At 70.1% G+C, this 16,553-nt stretch carries 20 protein-coding genes and 1 tRNA gene; 11 read left to right on the top strand and 10 right to left on the bottom strand.

What is annotated here, in order from left to right:
* Nucleotides 1–48: 48 nt before the first annotated feature.
* Genes AC3WLB_RS03665 through AC3WLB_RS03690 form a run of 6 tightly spaced genes read left to right on the top strand, consistent with a single transcriptional unit; the run spans nucleotide 49 to nucleotide 5,190 of the window.
* Complete coding sequence (locus tag AC3WLB_RS03665; RefSeq protein ID WP_492503378.1) at nucleotides 49–1,080, top strand: ABC transporter substrate-binding protein; 1,032 nt, start codon at nucleotides 49–51, stop codon at nucleotides 1,078–1,080.
* Entirely contained in the window at nucleotides 1,064–1,921 is an 858-nt protein-coding gene (locus tag AC3WLB_RS03670; protein WP_492503380.1) for an ABC transporter ATP-binding protein, read from the top strand. The genes AC3WLB_RS03665 and AC3WLB_RS03670 overlap by 17 nt, the downstream gene beginning before the upstream one ends.
* Nucleotides 1,918–2,829, top strand: coding sequence for a fumarylacetoacetate hydrolase family protein (locus tag AC3WLB_RS03675; RefSeq protein WP_492503382.1), 912 nt, complete (start codon nucleotides 1,918–1,920; stop codon nucleotides 2,827–2,829). The genes AC3WLB_RS03670 and AC3WLB_RS03675 overlap by 4 nt, the downstream gene beginning before the upstream one ends.
* Nucleotides 2,826–3,641, top strand: a complete 816-nt coding sequence (locus AC3WLB_RS03680; RefSeq protein WP_492503384.1) for a hypothetical protein — start codon at nucleotides 2,826–2,828, stop codon at nucleotides 3,639–3,641. Before AC3WLB_RS03675 ends, AC3WLB_RS03680 begins: the two co-directional genes overlap by 4 nt.
* Nucleotides 3,638–4,078 carry a type II 3-dehydroquinate dehydratase gene (locus AC3WLB_RS03685; RefSeq protein ID WP_492503386.1) on the top strand — a complete coding sequence of 147 codons (441 nt, stop codon included), beginning with the start codon at nucleotides 3,638–3,640 and terminating at the stop codon, nucleotides 4,076–4,078. Before AC3WLB_RS03680 ends, AC3WLB_RS03685 begins: the two co-directional genes overlap by 4 nt.
* Nucleotides 4,079–4,083: 5 nt before the next feature.
* Nucleotides 4,084–5,190, top strand: a complete 1,107-nt coding sequence (locus AC3WLB_RS03690; RefSeq protein WP_492504658.1) for a zinc-binding dehydrogenase — start codon at nucleotides 4,084–4,086, stop codon at nucleotides 5,188–5,190.
* On the opposite strand, the gene AC3WLB_RS03695 is transcribed toward AC3WLB_RS03690, so the two are convergent.
* A complete protein-coding gene (locus tag AC3WLB_RS03695) occupies nucleotides 5,177–5,554 on the bottom strand; it encodes a carboxymuconolactone decarboxylase family protein (protein ID WP_492503388.1) in 378 nt (125 codons plus the stop codon). The two genes, AC3WLB_RS03690 and AC3WLB_RS03695, sit on opposite strands and share 14 nt — an antisense overlap.
* Entirely contained in the window at nucleotides 5,551–6,336 is a 786-nt protein-coding gene (locus tag AC3WLB_RS03700) for an MBL fold metallo-hydrolase (RefSeq protein ID WP_492503390.1), read from the bottom strand. Before AC3WLB_RS03700 ends, AC3WLB_RS03695 begins: the two co-directional genes overlap by 4 nt.
* 84 nt (nucleotides 6,337–6,420) lie before the next feature.
* Between AC3WLB_RS03700 and AC3WLB_RS03705 the strand changes: the two genes are divergently transcribed.
* A complete protein-coding gene (locus AC3WLB_RS03705) occupies nucleotides 6,421–6,990 on the top strand; it encodes a TetR/AcrR family transcriptional regulator (RefSeq protein ID WP_492503392.1) in 570 nt (189 codons plus the stop codon).
* A gap of 21 nt (nucleotides 6,991–7,011) precedes the next feature.
* On the opposite strand, the gene AC3WLB_RS03710 is transcribed toward AC3WLB_RS03705, so the two are convergent.
* Both AC3WLB_RS03710 and AC3WLB_RS03715 read right to left on the bottom strand, forming a co-directional pair.
* A complete protein-coding gene (locus AC3WLB_RS03710) occupies nucleotides 7,012–7,458 on the bottom strand; it encodes a MarR family winged helix-turn-helix transcriptional regulator (RefSeq protein ID WP_492503394.1) in 447 nt (148 codons plus the stop codon).
* Nucleotides 7,459–7,471: 13 nt separating this feature from the next.
* A complete protein-coding gene (locus AC3WLB_RS03715; RefSeq protein WP_492503396.1) occupies nucleotides 7,472–8,230 on the bottom strand; it encodes an SDR family NAD(P)-dependent oxidoreductase in 759 nt (252 codons plus the stop codon).
* Between the two features lie 96 nt (nucleotides 8,231–8,326).
* On the opposite strand from AC3WLB_RS03715, the gene AC3WLB_RS03720 reads away from it, so the two are divergent.
* A complete protein-coding gene (locus AC3WLB_RS03720; protein WP_492503398.1) occupies nucleotides 8,327–8,500 on the top strand; it encodes a hypothetical protein in 174 nt (57 codons plus the stop codon).
* A gap of 14 nt (nucleotides 8,501–8,514) precedes the next feature.
* On the opposite strand, the gene AC3WLB_RS03725 is transcribed toward AC3WLB_RS03720, so the two are convergent.
* The 4 genes from AC3WLB_RS03725 to AC3WLB_RS03740 all read right to left on the bottom strand — a co-directional run bounded on the left by AC3WLB_RS03725 (nucleotide 8,515) and on the right by AC3WLB_RS03740 (nucleotide 11,463).
* A tRNA-Arg gene (locus tag AC3WLB_RS03725) sits at nucleotides 8,515–8,586 on the bottom strand.
* A gap of 48 nt (nucleotides 8,587–8,634) precedes the next feature.
* Complete coding sequence (locus AC3WLB_RS03730) at nucleotides 8,635–9,129, bottom strand: HNH endonuclease (RefSeq protein WP_022897439.1); 495 nt, start codon at nucleotides 9,127–9,129, stop codon at nucleotides 8,635–8,637.
* Between the two features lie 343 nt (nucleotides 9,130–9,472).
* A complete protein-coding gene (locus AC3WLB_RS03735; RefSeq protein WP_492503400.1) occupies nucleotides 9,473–10,441 on the bottom strand; it encodes a C40 family peptidase in 969 nt (322 codons plus the stop codon).
* 329 nt (nucleotides 10,442–10,770) lie between these two features.
* A complete protein-coding gene (locus tag AC3WLB_RS03740) occupies nucleotides 10,771–11,463 on the bottom strand; it encodes an iron-dependent transcriptional repressor DtxR (RefSeq protein WP_022897441.1) in 693 nt (230 codons plus the stop codon).
* 90 nt (nucleotides 11,464–11,553) lie between these two features.
* Here AC3WLB_RS03740 and serC point away from each other — a divergent pair, with 90 nt between their 5' ends.
* Nucleotides 11,554–12,672 (top strand): phosphoserine transaminase, encoded by a 1,119-nt coding sequence (gene serC / locus AC3WLB_RS03745; RefSeq protein ID WP_492503403.1) that lies wholly within the window; start codon nucleotides 11,554–11,556, stop codon nucleotides 12,670–12,672.
* A gap of 167 nt (nucleotides 12,673–12,839) precedes the next feature.
* On the opposite strand, the gene AC3WLB_RS03750 is transcribed toward serC, so the two are convergent.
* Entirely contained in the window at nucleotides 12,840–13,844 is a 1,005-nt protein-coding gene (locus AC3WLB_RS03750; RefSeq protein ID WP_492503404.1) for a DUF3027 domain-containing protein, read from the bottom strand.
* Entirely contained in the window at nucleotides 13,844–14,224 is a 381-nt protein-coding gene (locus tag AC3WLB_RS03755; RefSeq protein ID WP_022897444.1) for a cold shock domain-containing protein, read from the bottom strand. The genes AC3WLB_RS03750 and AC3WLB_RS03755 overlap by 1 nt, the downstream gene beginning before the upstream one ends.
* A gap of 79 nt (nucleotides 14,225–14,303) precedes the next feature.
* Between AC3WLB_RS03755 and AC3WLB_RS03760 the strand changes: the two genes are divergently transcribed.
* Nucleotides 14,304–14,567 carry a hypothetical protein gene (locus tag AC3WLB_RS03760; RefSeq protein ID WP_022897445.1) on the top strand — a complete coding sequence of 88 codons (264 nt, stop codon included), beginning with the start codon at nucleotides 14,304–14,306 and terminating at the stop codon, nucleotides 14,565–14,567.
* A complete protein-coding gene (locus AC3WLB_RS03765) occupies nucleotides 14,564–16,546 on the top strand; it encodes a helicase-associated domain-containing protein (protein ID WP_492503407.1) in 1,983 nt (660 codons plus the stop codon). Before AC3WLB_RS03760 ends, AC3WLB_RS03765 begins: the two co-directional genes overlap by 4 nt.
* Nucleotides 16,547–16,553: the final 7 nt, after the last annotated feature.

Below are 16,553 nucleotides of genomic sequence, written 5' to 3' on the forward strand. Positions count from 1 at the left end.
AGCACCTCACCCCGCATCCGCATCGACTCAATCTCAAAGGAGAGATCCGTGAACAAGAAGCCCGCCCGGCTGGCGTCCATCGCCCTCGCCGGTTCTGCAGCACTCGCCCTCGCCGCCTGCTCCGCCGCGAGTCCGGCCGGCACCCCCGCCGCCACCGGCGGCGACCAACTCGACGTCCTGCCGATCCGCCTGAACTGGACCTTCGAGGCCGCCGACCACCCGTGGTTCTTCGCCGGCATGGCGGAGGGCATCTACGCCGAGCACGGCATCGAGCTGCAGCCGCAGGAGGGCACGGGCTCGGCCTCGACCCTCCAGCTGGTGGCATCGGGAAGCGACCCGGTCGGGCTGGTGGATGCGGGAACGATGATGGGCGGGGTCGGCAAGGGCCTCCCCGTTCAGGCGGTCTGCGTGCTGGCTCAGCGCAATCCCATGTCGGCGATCTTCCCCGCATCCGCCGGCATCACGAGCCTCGACGACCTCAAGGGCAAGACGATCGCCGTGACCCCCGGCGACTCGCTGTCGCAGATCTTCCCGGCCGTGCTCGCGGCCAACGGTCTGGGCGAGAGCGACGTGAACATGGTCGGGCTCGCCGACCCGGCGGCGAAGCAGAGCTCGGTGCTGACCGGCGCATCCGACGCCTTCCTCGGCTACTACACGCTGCAGCTGCCCGCGATCGAGCAGACCTCGGGTGAGGACATGGACTACCTCGCGTTCTCCGACCTCGGTGTCGACACGCTCAGCATGGGCATCGTCGTGAATAAGGCCTGGGCCGCCGACAACGAAGACCTGCTGACGCGCTTCGTCGCGGCCACCCAGGAGGCGGCGCAGTTCGTGGTCGACAACCCCGAGAAGGCCGCCGACGACTTCGTGGCCGGCGTGCCGAGTTTCGACCGGGAGCTCGCGCTCACGCAGATCGACGCCGCCGTGCCGCTCCTGCACACGAAGGCCACCGAGGGATCGCCGATCTGCGAGACCGATGAAGCCGACTGGGCAGCCACGCAAGACGTGCTGTCGACCTACTCCGGGCTCACCCCGGCCGCGTCGCTCGACGCGTACTACACCAATGACTACATCAAGTGAGCAGGCCGACGGCATGAGCATGGCGGACATCAGGGACTCGGCGCCGGTCGCGGCGACGGGCACGCAGATCGACGTACGCGGACTCGAGATCGAGTACGAGACGAGCGGCGGGCCCGTGCACGCCCTCGGCCCGATCGACCTCACCATCGGGGCCGGCGAGTTCGTCTCGGTGGTCGGGCCGTCCGGCTGCGGCAAGTCGACGCTGCTCAAAGCCGTCGCCGGCCTCATCCGCCCGAGCGCCGGCGGCGTCTCGATCGGCGGAGCGCCCATCACGAAGCCGCACAGCGACCTGGGCATCGTGTTCCAGAACCCGTTGCTGATGGACTGGCGCTCGGTGCTCTCGAACGTGCTGCTGCAGGCCGAGATGCGGTCGATGCCCAAGCAGCAGGCCACGGCGAAGGCCAAGGCGCTGCTCGCGCAGGTCGGGCTCGCGGGCTTCGAGAACCGCCGGCCGCACGAGTTGTCGGGCGGCATGCAGCAGCGCGTCGGCATCTGCCGCGCCCTCCTGCACGAGCCGCCGCTCATCATGATGGACGAGCCGTTCGGAGCCCTCGACGCCCTCACCCGCGAGCAGATGTGCTATGACCTGCAAGACCTGTGGCTCGAACGGCGGCCCACCGTCCTCTTCATCACGCACTCCATCTCGGAGGCGACGCTGCTCTCCGATCGCGTGATCGTGATGTCGAAGCGGCCCGGCCAGATCCTGGCGGAGTACGAGATGACGCGGCCCCGGCCCCGCCTGCTCGACGACGACGAGCATCCGGAAGTCGACCGGGTCAGCCGCGAGATCCGGCGCCTGCTCGGCGTCACCGACCACGCCACCACGAAGAAGGCATCATGAGACTCATCTCCATCGACCAGAGCGGATTCGCGGCGGCGGCCCTGGTCACGGCCGCCGACGACGGCACCGAGCTGGCGCTGCCCCTCGAGGCGGCACGCAGCGGCGCGGCCGCGCCCGTCCCGCTCTCGATGAACGAGGTGCTCGAGGATTGGCCGTTCTGGAGCGAGCGGCTGCCGACCGTGCAGGCCGAGGCGCCGCGCGACTCCTGGCGGCCGGTCAGCGAGCTCGAGGTGCTGGCGCCGGTTCCGCAGCCGCGTTCCATCATCTGCATCGGCCTGAACTACCGCGACCACGCCACCGAGACCGGCGCCGCCATCCCCACCCAGCCCGTCGTCTTCGCCAAGCACCGCTCGTCGGTGGTCGGCAGCGGAGCGGCCATCGCCCTGCCGGGTTCGTCGACCGAGGTCGACTACGAGGCGGAGCTGGCGGTGGTGATGGGTCGCCGCGTGGTCAACGCGACGCCGCGCGAGGCCCTGCGGGCGGTGGCCGGCTACACCGTGATGAACGACGTCAGTGCCCGGGACTGGCAGGCTCGCACGAGCCAGTGGATGACGTCGAAATCGTTCCCCACGTTCGGCCCGATGGGCCCGGCGCTGGTGACGGTCGACGAGCTCGGCGACGCGCGGGGGCTGCGCATCGGCCTCCGGGTGAACGGCGAGACGCTGCAGGATTCGTCGACCGACGAGATGATCTTCGGCGTCGGCGAGCTGATCAGCCATCTCTCCCAGTTCTGGCCGGTCGAGCCGGGCGACGTCATCGCCACCGGAACGCCGGCGGGGGTGGGGTTCACGCGCACTCCGCCGGTGTTCCTGCACGACGGCGACGAGGTCGAGGCCTACATCGAGGGCATCGGCGTGCTGCGCAATCCGGTCGTGCCGGCCGGTGTGCTGCACGGCGCGCACGCATGACCGGCGTGAGCACGCTGCCCGCGGCGCGGCGCCGCCGGCGCCTGCTGGGCGACACCGACTTCGCCGTGTTCGTCTGCGCCGACGTCGGGTTGCAGGTCGGGCCGCCCGGCGCCACCCGGCGGCTGGATGACCTGCGCGCGTTCGCCGAACTCGACGTCGACGGCATCCTGCTCACCCAGGCGGCCGTGCCCACCTTCGCCTCAACGCTCGTGGCCCGGCCCGAACTCACCCTCGTGGTGCGCCTCGACTGGTGCAGTCAGTGGCGCGGGCCTCAGCTCAGCCCGGTCGCCGACGGCGTCGGGGTCACGGTCTCCTCGGCGGCGGAGGCGGCGGCGAGCGGGGCGGATGCGGTCATCCACTACTGCCTGCTCGGTCACGGCGACCCCGCGGTCGAGGCCGACTACGTCGCGCGGGCGGCCCGGGCGGTGCGCGAGGCGCACGCCGTGGGTCTGCCCTGCATCCTCGAGCCGCTCATCCGCGGCACGAACGCCGCCGGGCAGGAGCGGGATGCGGCACACCTCCTCTGGGGCATCCGCACCGCCGAAGAGCTGGGAGCCGACGCCGTGAAGGTCGAGCAGCCCGCCGACGGCGACGTCGAGAGGGTGATCGCGGCGGCGGGCGTGCCCGTCCTCCTCGCCTCCACCCCGCCCATCTCCGCCGCCGATGCGGTGCGGCGGGCCGCCGACGGGGCCCGCGGTGGCGCGGCGGGGGTCGCCTACTCCTCGGACTTCTTCGCGGCCGACCAGCCTGCGGAGCTCGTGGCGCGCATCCGTGCCGCCGTCATCCCACCGTCTCGAAAGGACATCACATGAAGATCGCCGTGCTGCAGGGGCCGAACCTCAACCGCCTGGGCGTGCGCAAACCGGAGGTCTACGGAACGGTGACGCTGCCCGACATCGTCGCCGACCTCGACGTACTCGCCGCGGAGATCGGTGTGGAGCTCGTGCACTTCCAGTCGAACCACGAGGGGGCGATGATCGACTGGCTGCAGTCGGTCGAGGGCGAGATCGACGGTGTGGTGTGCAACCCCGCGGGGCTGACCAATTACGGGCTGTCGCTGCGGGATGCGCTGAACGAGTGCGGGGTGCCGCTCGCGATCATCCACCTCTCCAACGTGCACGCGCGGGAGGAGTGGCGCCGGCACGACATCTTCGCCGAGATCGCGACCGTCTACTTCGCGGGTGCGGGGTGGTTCGGCTACCGGCACGCACTGCAAGCGCTGCTGTCGAAGATCGGGGCGAGCCGTTGAGCACGATGCGCGCGGCCATCTGGAACGGCGACTCGCCGGAGCTCGTGGTCGAGTCGATCCCGGTTCCGGTACCGCAGCAGGGCGAGGCGCTCATCAAGGTCGCCGCCTGCGGGGTGTGCCACACCGATCTGCACGTCATGAAGGGCGAGGTGGCGTTCCCGCCGCCCGCGGTGATGGGGCACGAGGTGAGCGGCACGATCGTCTCGATCGGGCCGGGCAGTGCACCCACCGGCCTTGCCGCCGGCCAGCGCGTCGTCGGCGCGTTCATCATGCCGTGCACCGAGTGCGAGTCGTGCCGCGCCGGCCGCGACGACATGTGCGAGGCCTTCTTCGAACAGAACCGGTTGAAGGGCAACCTCTTCGACGGCACGACACGGCTGCACCGGGCCGACGGCACTCGCCTGTCGATGTACTCCATGGCAGGGCTCGCCGAATACGCGGTGGTGCCGTTGTCGGCGCTGGCGCCGCTGCCCGCGGGGCTGAGCTTCGAGGAGGCGGCGGTGCTCGGGTGCGCGGCGTTCACCGCGTACGGCGCGGCCGCGAAGTCGGAGATCGTGGCCGGCGAGTCGATGGCGATCGTGGCCACCGGGGGCATCGGATCGAGCCTCATCCAGGTCGGTCGCTACCTCGGGGCGAGCCCGATCATCGCCATCGACGTCAACGACGACAAGCTCGCCGCGGCGCGCGAGCTCGGCGCCGACATCGTCATCAACTCCACCCGTGAGGATGTGCCGGCGCGCGTGCGCGAGGCCACCGGCGGCAAAGGGGTGAGCGTGGCGTTCGAGGCACTCGGCCGACCGCAGACCTTCGAGCTCGCGGTGTCGCTCCTCCGCGAGGGCGGGCGGATGGTCGCCGTCGGCATCGCCGCCGGCGCCGCCACCGCCGCTGTGCCCATCACTCCGCTGGTGCGGCGAGGCCAGGTCATCATGGGCTCGTTCGGTGCGCGCACCCGGCGCGACCTGCCGAAGGTGGTGGAGATGGCGGCATCCGGCGGCTACGACGTCGCCCGCGCCGTCACCCGCCGCTACTCCCTCGAAGAGGCGGGCGAGGCCTACGCCGCGCTCGACCGCGGCGAGATCTCGGGCCGGGCCATCATCGTCATGGAGCGCTGACCGCCGTCCGGCGCACCGCCTGCATCGCGAGCGAGGCTGGCGGTTGGCCGACGTAAGCGGTGAGGAGGATCATCAGCTCGGCCAGGCCCTGCTCGTCGACGCCGTTTCGGCGGGCGACGGAAAGGTAGACCTCGAGCCGATCATCCGTGACGCCTTGTGCGACCAGCGCGCCGATGGTGGCGAGGCTGCGGTCGCGGTCGGTGAGGTGCTCGCCCGACCAGCCGGGGCCGCCGGCGGCGAAGAAGGCCTCGGCCACGAACGCCGGCCCGACCCGGCTTTCCATGGCCTGCTGGGCGGTCGCTTCGTCCACCCCGAAGTTGCGCGCATACACCGCGCGCCCGGCGGCGATGCGGTCGGCGCTCATCGGAGCGCCTCGGCGCTCAGCGTCGGGATGCCGTCGAACGCTCGGGCGTCGTGCGCCGGGATGACCTGGTAACGGCCCGCGAGCGCGGAGACGCGGGCCAGGTCGGCACGCACCTGATCGGGGTCGCTGTCGGCGAGCCGCCGCATCAGCCACGGCCGGTCCACGTGGCGTTGCACCCCGTCGAGCTGCCAGGCGAGGTCGCCGATGAAGGCGTATCGCGCCCCGTCGGATGCGTGCACGAACACGATCACCGACCCGGAGGTGTGCCCCGCGGCCGGAACCACGACCACCGAGCCGTCGCCGTAGTGATCGTGGCTGGCCGGGAAGCCCTCGAACGGGCCGTCGTCGAAGGTGTAGGTGATCAGCCGGTGGCCGGGTGAGACGGCGGCGAAGACCGTGTCGTTCTTGGCGTGCGCCGCATAGGCGATCTCCGCCTCGGTGATCAGCACCGGCGCGTCGAGGTCGGCGATCCCGCTCACGTGGTCCCAGTGCGAATGGGTGAGCAGGATGCCCGCCAGCTGTTCCGGGTCGTAGCCGGCGTCGATCAGTTGGTCGACGACCGGCACCCCCACGGTGTGCGCCGCCCGTTGGTAGGAGGGCAGCATCCGCAGGTGCGCGTCGAAGTCGCGGCCGAACCCGGCGTCGATGAGCAGATCGCCTTGCGGGTGGCGCACGAGCACGGGGGTGGCGGCGAACTGGCGCACGTCGAAGAACGACCCGCCACGGAAGGCGAGGGCGGCTCTCGTCGCATAGCTGCCGGTGGGCAGCGCGAGCACGCTCACGCCAGATGGATGGACGATCGATTCACTATTGGTCATGTTGTCTATTAACAGCACAGAAGTCCGTTTCTGTCTAGACTGCCTATCGTGACCGACTCGCAGCTGACCGACCCGCGGATCGCCCGCACGCGGCGCGACGTCGTCGCCGCGGCGGCCGACATCCTCCTTCTCGACGGCTGGGAGCGCGTGACGCACGCCGAGGTGGCCCGCCGCTCGGGCTACGCGAAAGCCACGGTTTACACGCACTGGCCACAGCGCATCGACCTGGTGCGGGATGCGGTCGATCGCATCTGTGACGAGGCCCACCACCCCGAGCCCACGGGCAACCTGCGCGCCGACCTCATCGCCGGCCTCGCGGACTTCGCCTCGGACCTCTCGGCCGGCCACCTGGCGCGGGTGCTCGGCGGCATCATCGAGCGCAGCGGTTCCGATCCCGTCGTCGACCAGCTGCGCCGGCGTCTCTACGACACCGGCACGGCCGGCCTCCGCCGGGTCCTGTCGGCCCACCTCGCCCCCGGGGACGTCGACCTCGTGCTCGTGACGCTCACGGGAGCAGTCCTCGTGCGGGTCACCTTCGAGGCGAAGCCCGCGACTCGCCCCTTCATCGCCGACCTCGTCGACCGCGCCCTCGCGCCCCTCCCCACGAGCAGCCAATAGCCTCGCGGATGCTCAGGATGGCTACCGGCTGAAATCATGCGCTTGCACGTTGGCGATGGCGCGTTGCAGCACCGTGATCGCTGCGTCGATGTCGGCGGGGTCGATGCCCGCGAGCGCGACCCCGCGGACTTCCGCGAACGGGTCCGGGAGACCGTCCAGCAGCCGGCGCCCCGACGGCGTCAGGGCGAGTTCGCGCTGTCGTTGATCGGCGGCGGAGGTCGTCTGCTCGACGAAGCCCTTGCGCACGAGCGTCGCCACGATGCCGCTGAGCGCCGCGCGTTCGGCCCCGATGATGGGCCCGAGATCACGTTGCGCGGTCGGACCCTCGGCGGCGAGGTGGCGGAGGACGAGCCACTGGGTCGAGCCGATGCCGTGTGCCTTCAGGAGCGTCTCGACGGCCAGTCGGTTCGCATAGTAGTAGCGCTTCGCCCAGGCGCCGAGCGAATCCGACTCCCCCGTTGGAGGCATCACCGAGTCCATGTCACCACGGGATGCTCTGGTTCTCCCACCGGGTGAAGGTGCCGCTCGGTCCGTCCGGCCCGAGCAGGCAGACGCGCACCACTTCGCGCGATCCGTCCTCCAGCGACTCGGTCCCCGCGAACGAGTTGAGGTTCGTCGCGGTGAACGCCGGCGACACCAGGTTCACCTTGATGTCGGTGTCCTCGAGCTCGACCATGATCGCAAGGGTGATGGCATTCTCCGCCGCCTTCGACGCCGGATACACCGGCCCGAACATCGAGTGGTACGGATAGCTCGGGTCGGCGTTGGCGGTGAGCGATCCCACGCCGCTGGAGACGTTCACGATGCGCGCATCCGACGATCTCCGCAGCAGCGGGAGCATCGCCTGGTACACCGCGAGCGTGCCGAAGACATTGGTCTCCCACACCGTGCGGATCTCGTCGAGCGATGCCGTGCTGGCCTTGTTCGCCGCCGCGTACCCCTCGAGGAAGTCTCCGTCGTCTCGGGCCGCGCGCGAGATCCCGGCGTTGTTGACGAGCAGATCGAGCCGGCCGAACTCGCTCTCGATCCGCGTCTTCGCCGCGTGGATCGAGTCACTGTCGGTGATGTCGATCTGGATGGGGATGGCACCCTCGCCGATCTCTTCCGCGGCGGCGACGCCCTTCGCGGCGTCGCGCGACCCCAACAGAACCGTCACCCCGTTCGCCACGAGCTCCTTGGCGACCTGAAACCCCACCCCTTGATTGGCACCCGTGATCAGTGCAATGCGCTCAAAGCTCATGACCCATCCTTTCGTTCGGTACCAAACTATTCTCGCACGTCAGCGCACGAACCGGAAGGTGCGCATGAGTATGCCGGCGGGTGTAGCGTCCCGATCATGGGTTGGCTCATCGGCGTCGGTGCGCTCATCGTCGCGCTGATCATCGGCATTGCGGCGATACGCGACGAGACCCGCGCACTGAAATCGACGAGCCATGCGGACAAGCTCATGCTCCCCGGCAAGCCGATCCGTCGACGGACGCCTGATGAATCGGAGGACGCATCCTCGTAGGGCTAGCACAGCGGTGCCCCTGGAGGGACTCGAACCCCCAACCTGCTCCTTAGGACGGAGTCGCTCTTCCATTGAGCTACAGAGGCTGACCCCACGAGTTTAGCGGGTGCAGCCGGTCACGCCCGGCGGCCGGCTCAGGCAGCCGCCAAGAACGTCTCCCACTGCGGCTCCGCCTTCTCGGTGCCCTTGATCGACCACCCGGCCTGATGCGGCATCCGCGGGGCGAAGCGCAGTGACCAGCCCATCTCGGCCGGCGTGCGGTCGCCCTTCACGTTGTTGCAGCGTAGGCAGCACGCCACCAGGTTCTCCCAGGTGTCCTTCCCGCCACGGGAGCGCGGCTGCACGTGATCGATCGTCGTGGCCGACGCGCCGCAGTACCCGCAGCGCTGCCCGTCACGACGCAGCACGCCGCGCCGCGACACCGGCATCATCCGATTCAAGGGCACCCGTACGTACCGGGTGAGCAGGATGACCGCCGGCCGTTCGTAGGCACCCGAGGTGCCGAAGACCGGATGCTCGTCGTCGCTCGCCAAGACTCGCGCCTTCTCGTTCAAGACCAGAACGAGCGCCCGCTTGAACGAGACGACCCCGAGCGGTTCATATCCTGCGTTGAGGACCAGTGTTCGCATGCTCTCCCTTTCGAAGAGACCTGGACGGCTTTCCAGGTGTTCGATGATTCACATGTCGACGAGCGGGCCGGGAGACGCGTGGGCAACAAAAAAGGCGCCGTCACAATGACAGCGCCTTGCTCGCAGAGACCGATATCCGGCCCTGACTGAACACACTCGTGTGCCTGCGCACGGGCGGCAGAAGGCGATCCGTGGTGCGGATGCTCCTACCCTGTGACATCAGGCTCTCCCGATTCCTTCGACGATCAGAGCATCAGGTTACGACAGAATCGGCGTGCCACATATTCGTGGCACGCCGATTCAGGAGTCGGTAACGGAGTGTTTACACGCCGTCTGCGCAGAACTAGGCGACGATGCGCACGAAGTAGTAGCTCCCCCACACCGGGCGGTGCTCGACGTAACGGCCCCAGTCGGGCGAGTCGATCATGCCGCCGTTGCCGTCGTAGATGCCGACGTGACCGATCGGGTAGATCATGAGGTCACCGGCCTGCGCATCCGCCGGGGAGATCGGGATACCCATCGCCGCCTGGTTGCTCACCGTGCGCGGCAGGTAGACGCCGAACGCGCCGAAGACGTACTGGGTGAGGCCGTCACAGCCGAAGCTCGTGTCGGGGCTCGCACCCGAGCCGTAGGGCACGACGCCCACGAACTGCTCGGCGAACGCCACGATCGCGGCACCGCTGTAGGAGCCCTGCGGCGGGTTGACGGTGAAAGCACCGCTGGTCGAGGCGGTCGCGCCCTTGGCGGCGGCAGCCTCGGCGGCACGGTTCGCCGCCTCGGTCGCGGCCACCGCGGCAGCTGCGGCCTCACGGGCGGCAGCCAGCTCTTCGGTGGTGGGTGCCTTGTAGTTGTCGCGGCTGACGGCGAGCGCTGCGGATGCGTTGGCCGGCACCTCGAGCGTCTGCGCACCGCTCAGCGCGGTGTCGGTCGCAACGCCGTTGTCGAAGTTGCCACCGCCGCCGAAGGCGTATGCGGGCAGTGCCATGGTGGCGATGAGGGCGGCGGCGAAGGTCATGACGACCGCGCTCACGGCGCACTTCTTCGTGGGCTTCTTGAGCCGCGGCATACGGATGCCCGATCCGCGCTTCGCGGCGACAGCCGACGTCGTGGCGACCGGAGCCGGCGCTGCCTCCCGCGGAAGTGCGAGCTCAAGCGCCTTCACGCTCTCGGGGGCACGGGCGATGGCGGGCTCTGTGGCCGACGACGCTGCCAGCACGAGATCGGTGCCCGGCGCGACGGCCTCGGGGGCCGACCCGGCGGATGTGCCAGCTGCAGCACGCGCCTCGGCCTCACGCCGCTCACGACGGGTCATGGGCTGACCGGTGCCGGTGCTGGCGGATGAAGCGGAAGGTGTCTCGGGTCTATTCGGGTTTTCGGGGTTTCGCTCGGAACCGAGCGACTCACCATATGGGGCCAAAATGAAATCCTCCGGCACCTCTCGCAGCTAGGGCACTGCTCCCGTCCACACCGAATTGCGTGCGTAGTCAGCGACCAAGAGACGGGAATCGAGGTGTCTTGGCCCGCGCCCGCGGCCGTCAGGTGGCCTCGGACTCGTTAGAGAATACGGGAGGGTGCGGAGTTTGTCACTTCTCGACCCGCCCTTTTTAACAATTCTGTAACGCCGCATCCGGCCCGATGGATTTAGATGCCAACGAATATATGGCTTGCGACCTCATTGGGCAGTTCGAGCCCCTCGCCGTAACCCTCAACCTCGACTAGAACGTAGGAACCGACCGGGGTGAAGGCCGCCGTGGCCCCGGGAACGATGCCGGCCTGCTTCAGCTGCAGCAGCAACTCGGGGTCGACCTGGGCCGGTTCGCCGAGGCGGCGGATGGTCTTCGTCTGCGGGCCCACGGCTCCGTGCACGAGGGTGACGATGTTCACAACGCCCTTCGTGAACGGGATGGCGGCGGCCTCACCGAATGCGTCGAGACCCGGGATGGGGTTGCCGTACGGCGACTCGGTGGGGTGGTCGAGCATGTCCAGGATGCGCAGCTCGACCTGCTCGCTCATCACATGCTCCCAGCGGCATGCCTCTTCGTGCACCAGCTCCCAGTCGAGACCGATGACGTCGCTCAGCAGGCGCTCGGCGAGGCGGTGCTTGCGCATGACCGAGATGGCCTTGCGGCGCCCGACCTCGGTGAGTTCGAGGTGCCGGTCGACGGAGACGACGACGAGACCGTCGCGCTCCATGCGCCCGATGGTCTGCGACACGGTGGGGCCGGAGTGGCCGAGACGCTCGGAGATGCGCGCGCGAAGAGGATTGATGTTCTCCTCCTCGAGCTCAAGGATCGTTCGGAGATACATCTCGGTGGTGTCGATGAGATCTGCCAATGAATGCTCCTAGACCCTGTGAGGCGTACCTAACCAGCCTACTGTTTCGCCGTGCGACCCGGGCCCTCGCGCGTCGATACTATTGAGCGCATGGCCGAGATCCAGATTCCCACCGACCTCTTGCCCGTCGACGGCCGATTCGGCTGCGGGCCGTCCAAGGTGCGTGCGGCGCAGCTCGAAGACCTCGTCACCCGCGGAGCGACGCTGCTCGGCACGAGCCACCGTCAGGCGCCGGTGAAGAAGCTGGTGGGGTCGGTGCGTTCCGGCCTCTCCACGCTGTTCTCGCTGCCCGACGGCTACGAGGTCGTGCTCGGCAACGGCGGCTCGACCGCGTTCTGGGATGCGGCGGCGTTCGGCCTCATCGAGAAGCGTGCCGAGAACCTCTCGTTCGGCGAGTTCGGGTCGAAGTTCGCCGCCGCTGCGGCCGCGCCCTGGCTCGAGGCACCGCACGTCGTGAAGTCGGAGGCCGGCGCGCGCGGGTCGATCGAGGTCGTGGAGGGCGTCGACGTGTACGCCTGGCCGCACAACGAGACCAGCACCGGCGTGATGGCGCCCGTGACCCGCGTACAGGGCGACGAGGGCGCGCTCACCGTCGTCGACGCCACGAGCGCCGCCGGGGGCATCGCGTTCGACGCCGCCGAGACGGATGTCTACTACTTCGCCCCACAGAAGAACTTCGCCAGCGACGGCGGGCTGTGGTTCGCGCTCTTCTCGCCGGCGGCGCTGGAGCGGGTGGAGCGGATCGCCGCATCCGGCCGGTACATCCCCGAATTCCTGAGCCTCAAGAACGCTGTCGACAACTCGCGGCTGAACCAGACGCTGAACACGCCGGCCATCGCGACCCTCGTGCTGCTGGCGAACCAGATCGAGTGGATCAACGGGAACGGTGGGCTGTCGTGGGCATCCGCTCGCACGACGGAGTCGTCGTCGGCGCTCTACGAGTGGGCATCCGGGGTGTCGTACGCGACGCCGTTCGTGGCCGACCCGGCGCACCGGTCGCAGGTGGTCGTCACGATCGACTTCGACGATTCGATCGATGCCGCTGCCGTCGCTGCAGCGCTGCGGGCGAACGGGATCGTCGACACGGAGCCGTACCGCAAGCTCGGGCGCAACCAGCTGCGGGTGGCGACGTTCGTGTCGATCGAGCCGTCGGACGTGCGGGCGCTGATCGCGTCGATCGAGTACGTCGTGGAGCACCTGGCCGACTGAGGCCGGCGCCGACGCCGACGAGCGCGCCCGCTCGCGACGGCTGCGGACTTCTCCAAACCTCGCGCGCACCTCGCCCCTGGAGGGCGACGGTTGGCGCGTGCTTTGGAGTTGTCCGCGTTCGCCCTGCGGGCGCTGCCCGGATTCGGGCTACGGGGCCGCCCGAGTGGTCAGCGCCCGGACCAGGGGCCTTCCGCGTGCGGGTCGTCGAGGTCATCGGCGTAGGCGTCCACGTCGTCGGATGAGTCGTCGTCACTGACGATGTCCGAGGACTCGTCCTCGTCGCCGTTGGGGTCGGCGTCGCCGTCGACGGAGCCGCCGGGCTCGGAGCCGGCGGCCCCGAAACCATCCTCGACGGAGCCGGCGAGCTCGTCGTCGTCCGTCACGTGGTCGTCGATGTCGATGCCGTTGTCGAGGTCGAGTCCGTCGTCGTCGAGGTCGTGGTCGTCGTCATCGTCATCGTCGCCGAAATCGTCGTCGTCGTCGCCGAGATCGTCATCGCCTTCGGCGTCGTCTTCGTCGTCGTCATCGAGGTCGTCGTCGCCCTCTTCCTCGTCGGCGGCCTGGGCCGCTGCGAGCTCCTGCGCGAGCTGGTACTCGGCGAGGCGCTCCGACCACGGCACCCAATCGGGCGCGATCAGGGCGCTCTCACCGGGCAGCATCTCGACCTCGAGCACGGTCGGCTCGGAGTCGGTGTCGGTGCGAGCGAGCGTCACCGTCCAATGCCAGCCCGGGTAGCCCGCGAGCTTCGAGGCGAAGTGCAGGCTGAGCACGTGGTCCTCATCGGCGACCGAGCCCACGACCTCGCCGACCGTGGCGGCGGGCGTGATCTCGAGCAGCGCGGCGCGCGCCAGATCGACGGAAGCAAGCAGCACCTCGTCGACGACCGGCGCGGGCTTCGGCTCCACGGGCTCGCCGGCAACCGGCTCGTCGGCTTCTGCTTCGGCTTCGGCTTCGGCTTCACCCTCGCCCGCGCCGTCGGAGTCGCGCACGTCGGCGGCGCTTTCGGCCTCGTCGGCGAAACCGGGCGCATCCGCCACCGGCTCGACCGCGTCAGCGGAAGACTCCACGTCGGAGACCACCGGGGCGGCGGACTCGAGGCCGGTAGCGGACCCGCCGTCAGCGACCGGCGTCTCGGCCTCAGCGGAACGGTCGACGGAGTCGTCGGACGCCACTAGGCGTCCAGCTCGTCGGCGACCTTCCGCAGCAGCGCGGCGATCTTGCGGCTGTGGGCGTTGTCGGGGTAGCGCCCGCGCTTGAGGTTTCCGCCGATGGAGTCGAGCACCTTCACGAGGTCTTCGACGATCACGGCCATGTCGTCGGCGGGCTTGCGTGCCATCTTCTGCAGGCTCGGCGGGGCCTCGAGCACCCGCACCGACAGCGCCTGAGCACCGCGCTTGCCGTCGGCGATGCCGAACTCGAGCTTCGTGCCGCTCTTCACGGTGACCCCGGCCGGCAGAGCGGACGCGTGCAGAAACACCTCTTGACCGTCATCGGAACTGATGAAGCCGAAGCCCTTCTCGTCGTCGTAGAACTTGACCTTGCCGGTAGGCATCCTGAATCTCCTCGTGTAATCGGCCCGAATACCTCTCGTGGCCACTGACCAGCCTACCGGTGCCCGTATCCTTGGTGTCGTGAGTGACGAACAGAAGAGCGCGCCGGGTCGCGCCGAACGACCCCTCGCGTTCATGGTCGCGGCGACGATCGGCCTGTCGGTGCTCGCGTTCCTGACCATCATCATCTCGACGCTGCTCGGCGTGCGCGACTTCGACAGCGACCTGTGGCGCGTGATCTTCTTCATCCCCCTCGTCGGCCTGCCGATCGGGCTGATCTTCATGATCGCCCTACTCGTTGTCAACATGCGTCGGCGCGCTCGCGACGCACGCGGGAGTCGATGAGCGATTCGCTCGCCCTCGCGCGGCGGCTGAGCTCCCTCGACGACGAGGCGCTGACCGCCCTGCTCGTGCGCCGTCACGTCGCTGCCCGCGACCAGCACGACTTCTTCGACCTGGCGGATGCGCTGCTCGACCCGACCTCCATCCAGCTGGCCCTGCGCTCCCTCGACCGGTCGACGCTGGCTGACCTCGCCGCAGGCTCGGCGCCGCACACGGCTGCCGCGACCCTGAGCGACCTCGCGCTCGGTCAGGCGACGGATGCGGCGGCCGAGCCCCGCCCGTACGCCGCCGTCGCCGAGGCGGCCGCGCGGGTACTGACCGAGGCCGACGGCTCGGCGCACGGCGCACCCGACCCGGCCGGAGCCGGCACTGTGAGCACGGCAGCGGATGCGATGGGGAGCGAGCGCGCGTTCGTCGCCATGGCGGCGGTCGCCGAACTCGGGCAGCAGCTGCGGGCCGCACCGCTGCGACTGCTCGCACGAGGAGGCGTGCCGGCCGGAGACGAGAAGCGGCTCGGGGCCGTGCTCGGCGTCGACCCGCAGGCAGTGCCCGATGTGGTCGGGATCGCCTCCGCCGCGCGGCTCGTGGCGGTGGAGGGCGACACGCTCCTCTCGACGTCGCTCGCCGACGAGTGGGGTCGACTCCCCGCCGCCGAGCGCTGGCTCGCGCTCGCCACGGCCTGGCTCGGCAGCCTCCCCTTCCCCGTGCAGCGGGCGCTCCGCGCCGCCAACACGCAGAACGGCGACGGCACCGATGGGGGCGGGGCGGCGGACGGCGGTGGGAGTGGCGGGGCGGACGCCCCGGGCGGCTGGGTGAGCGGGAGCGCGTTGCGGGAGCGGTATGCGTGGCTGTTCCCCGCATCCGACGCGGCGATGCGCGCTCAGCTCGCGGACGTCAACCGCATTGCGACGCTGCTCGGCCTGACGGCCGACGGGCAGGGGACGCTGTTCGGGCGGGCCGCGCTCGCGGCGACGGCGGCTGCGGTTTCTGCTCTGGACGCGGCGCTGCCACCCGAGGTCGGCCGCGTGTACGTGCAACACGACCTCTCGGTGATCGCTCCGGGGCCGCTCGCCCCCGCCGTCGACGCCCGCCTGCGCCTACTCGCCGACATCGAGAACCGCGGGGTCGCATCCAGCTACCGCATCTCCCAGGCCACCATCGACCGCGCACTGGCCTCGGGCGAGACCGAAGCCGACCTCAAGGGGTTCCTCTCCGAGATCTCGCTGACCGGTATTCCGCAGGCCCTCGACTACCTCCTCACCGAGGGTGGCCGCCGCCACGGCTCCGTCCGCGTCCGCCGGCTCGCGGATGCGGATGCCCACGCGGGCGCCCCCCGCACCGTCGTGCACACCCGCGACCACTCCCTGCTCGCCGCTCTCGCCGTGGATCAGACCCTGGCACCCCTCGCCCTGCGGGCCACCGAAGCCCCGGGCGTCGACGGCGACGCCCTCGCCAGCCGGAGCGACCCGACGACCGTCTACTGGTCGCTCGTCGACGCGCGCTACCCCGTGCTCGCCGAAGACGCCGAGGGCCGCCCGACAGTGATGCGCCGCGCTCGCATCGCAGACCCGCCACCCGCACGGCCGACGCCGCCCCGCGACGGGTCCACCACGATCCCGGCCGCGCCGCCCGCCGCACCCGCGCCGCCCGAGCAGTCCTCGCCGCCCGACCAGTCCGCGCCGCCCGCCGCGCCCGCCACGCCGACCCCGCCCGCGGTCGTCGACCTCGTGCGCCGCCTCCGCGACTCCGCGGCCCGCCAGTCCCCCGCCGATGACTCCGCCTGGGTGGCCCGCCGCCTCGAGCAGGCGGTACGCAGCCGAACCTCCGTCACCATCGACGTCGAGCTGCCCGACGGCAGCACGCGCCGCCTCGACGTCACCCCGCTGAGCCTCGCCAACGGCCGCCTGCGCTGCGTCGACGAGCGGGCCGGCGTCGAGCGCACGTTGCCGGTAGCGAACATCCGCCTCGTCCCGGCCGACTGACAGCAGC

The organism is Herbiconiux sp. FW305-C-125, assembly GCF_058783455.1.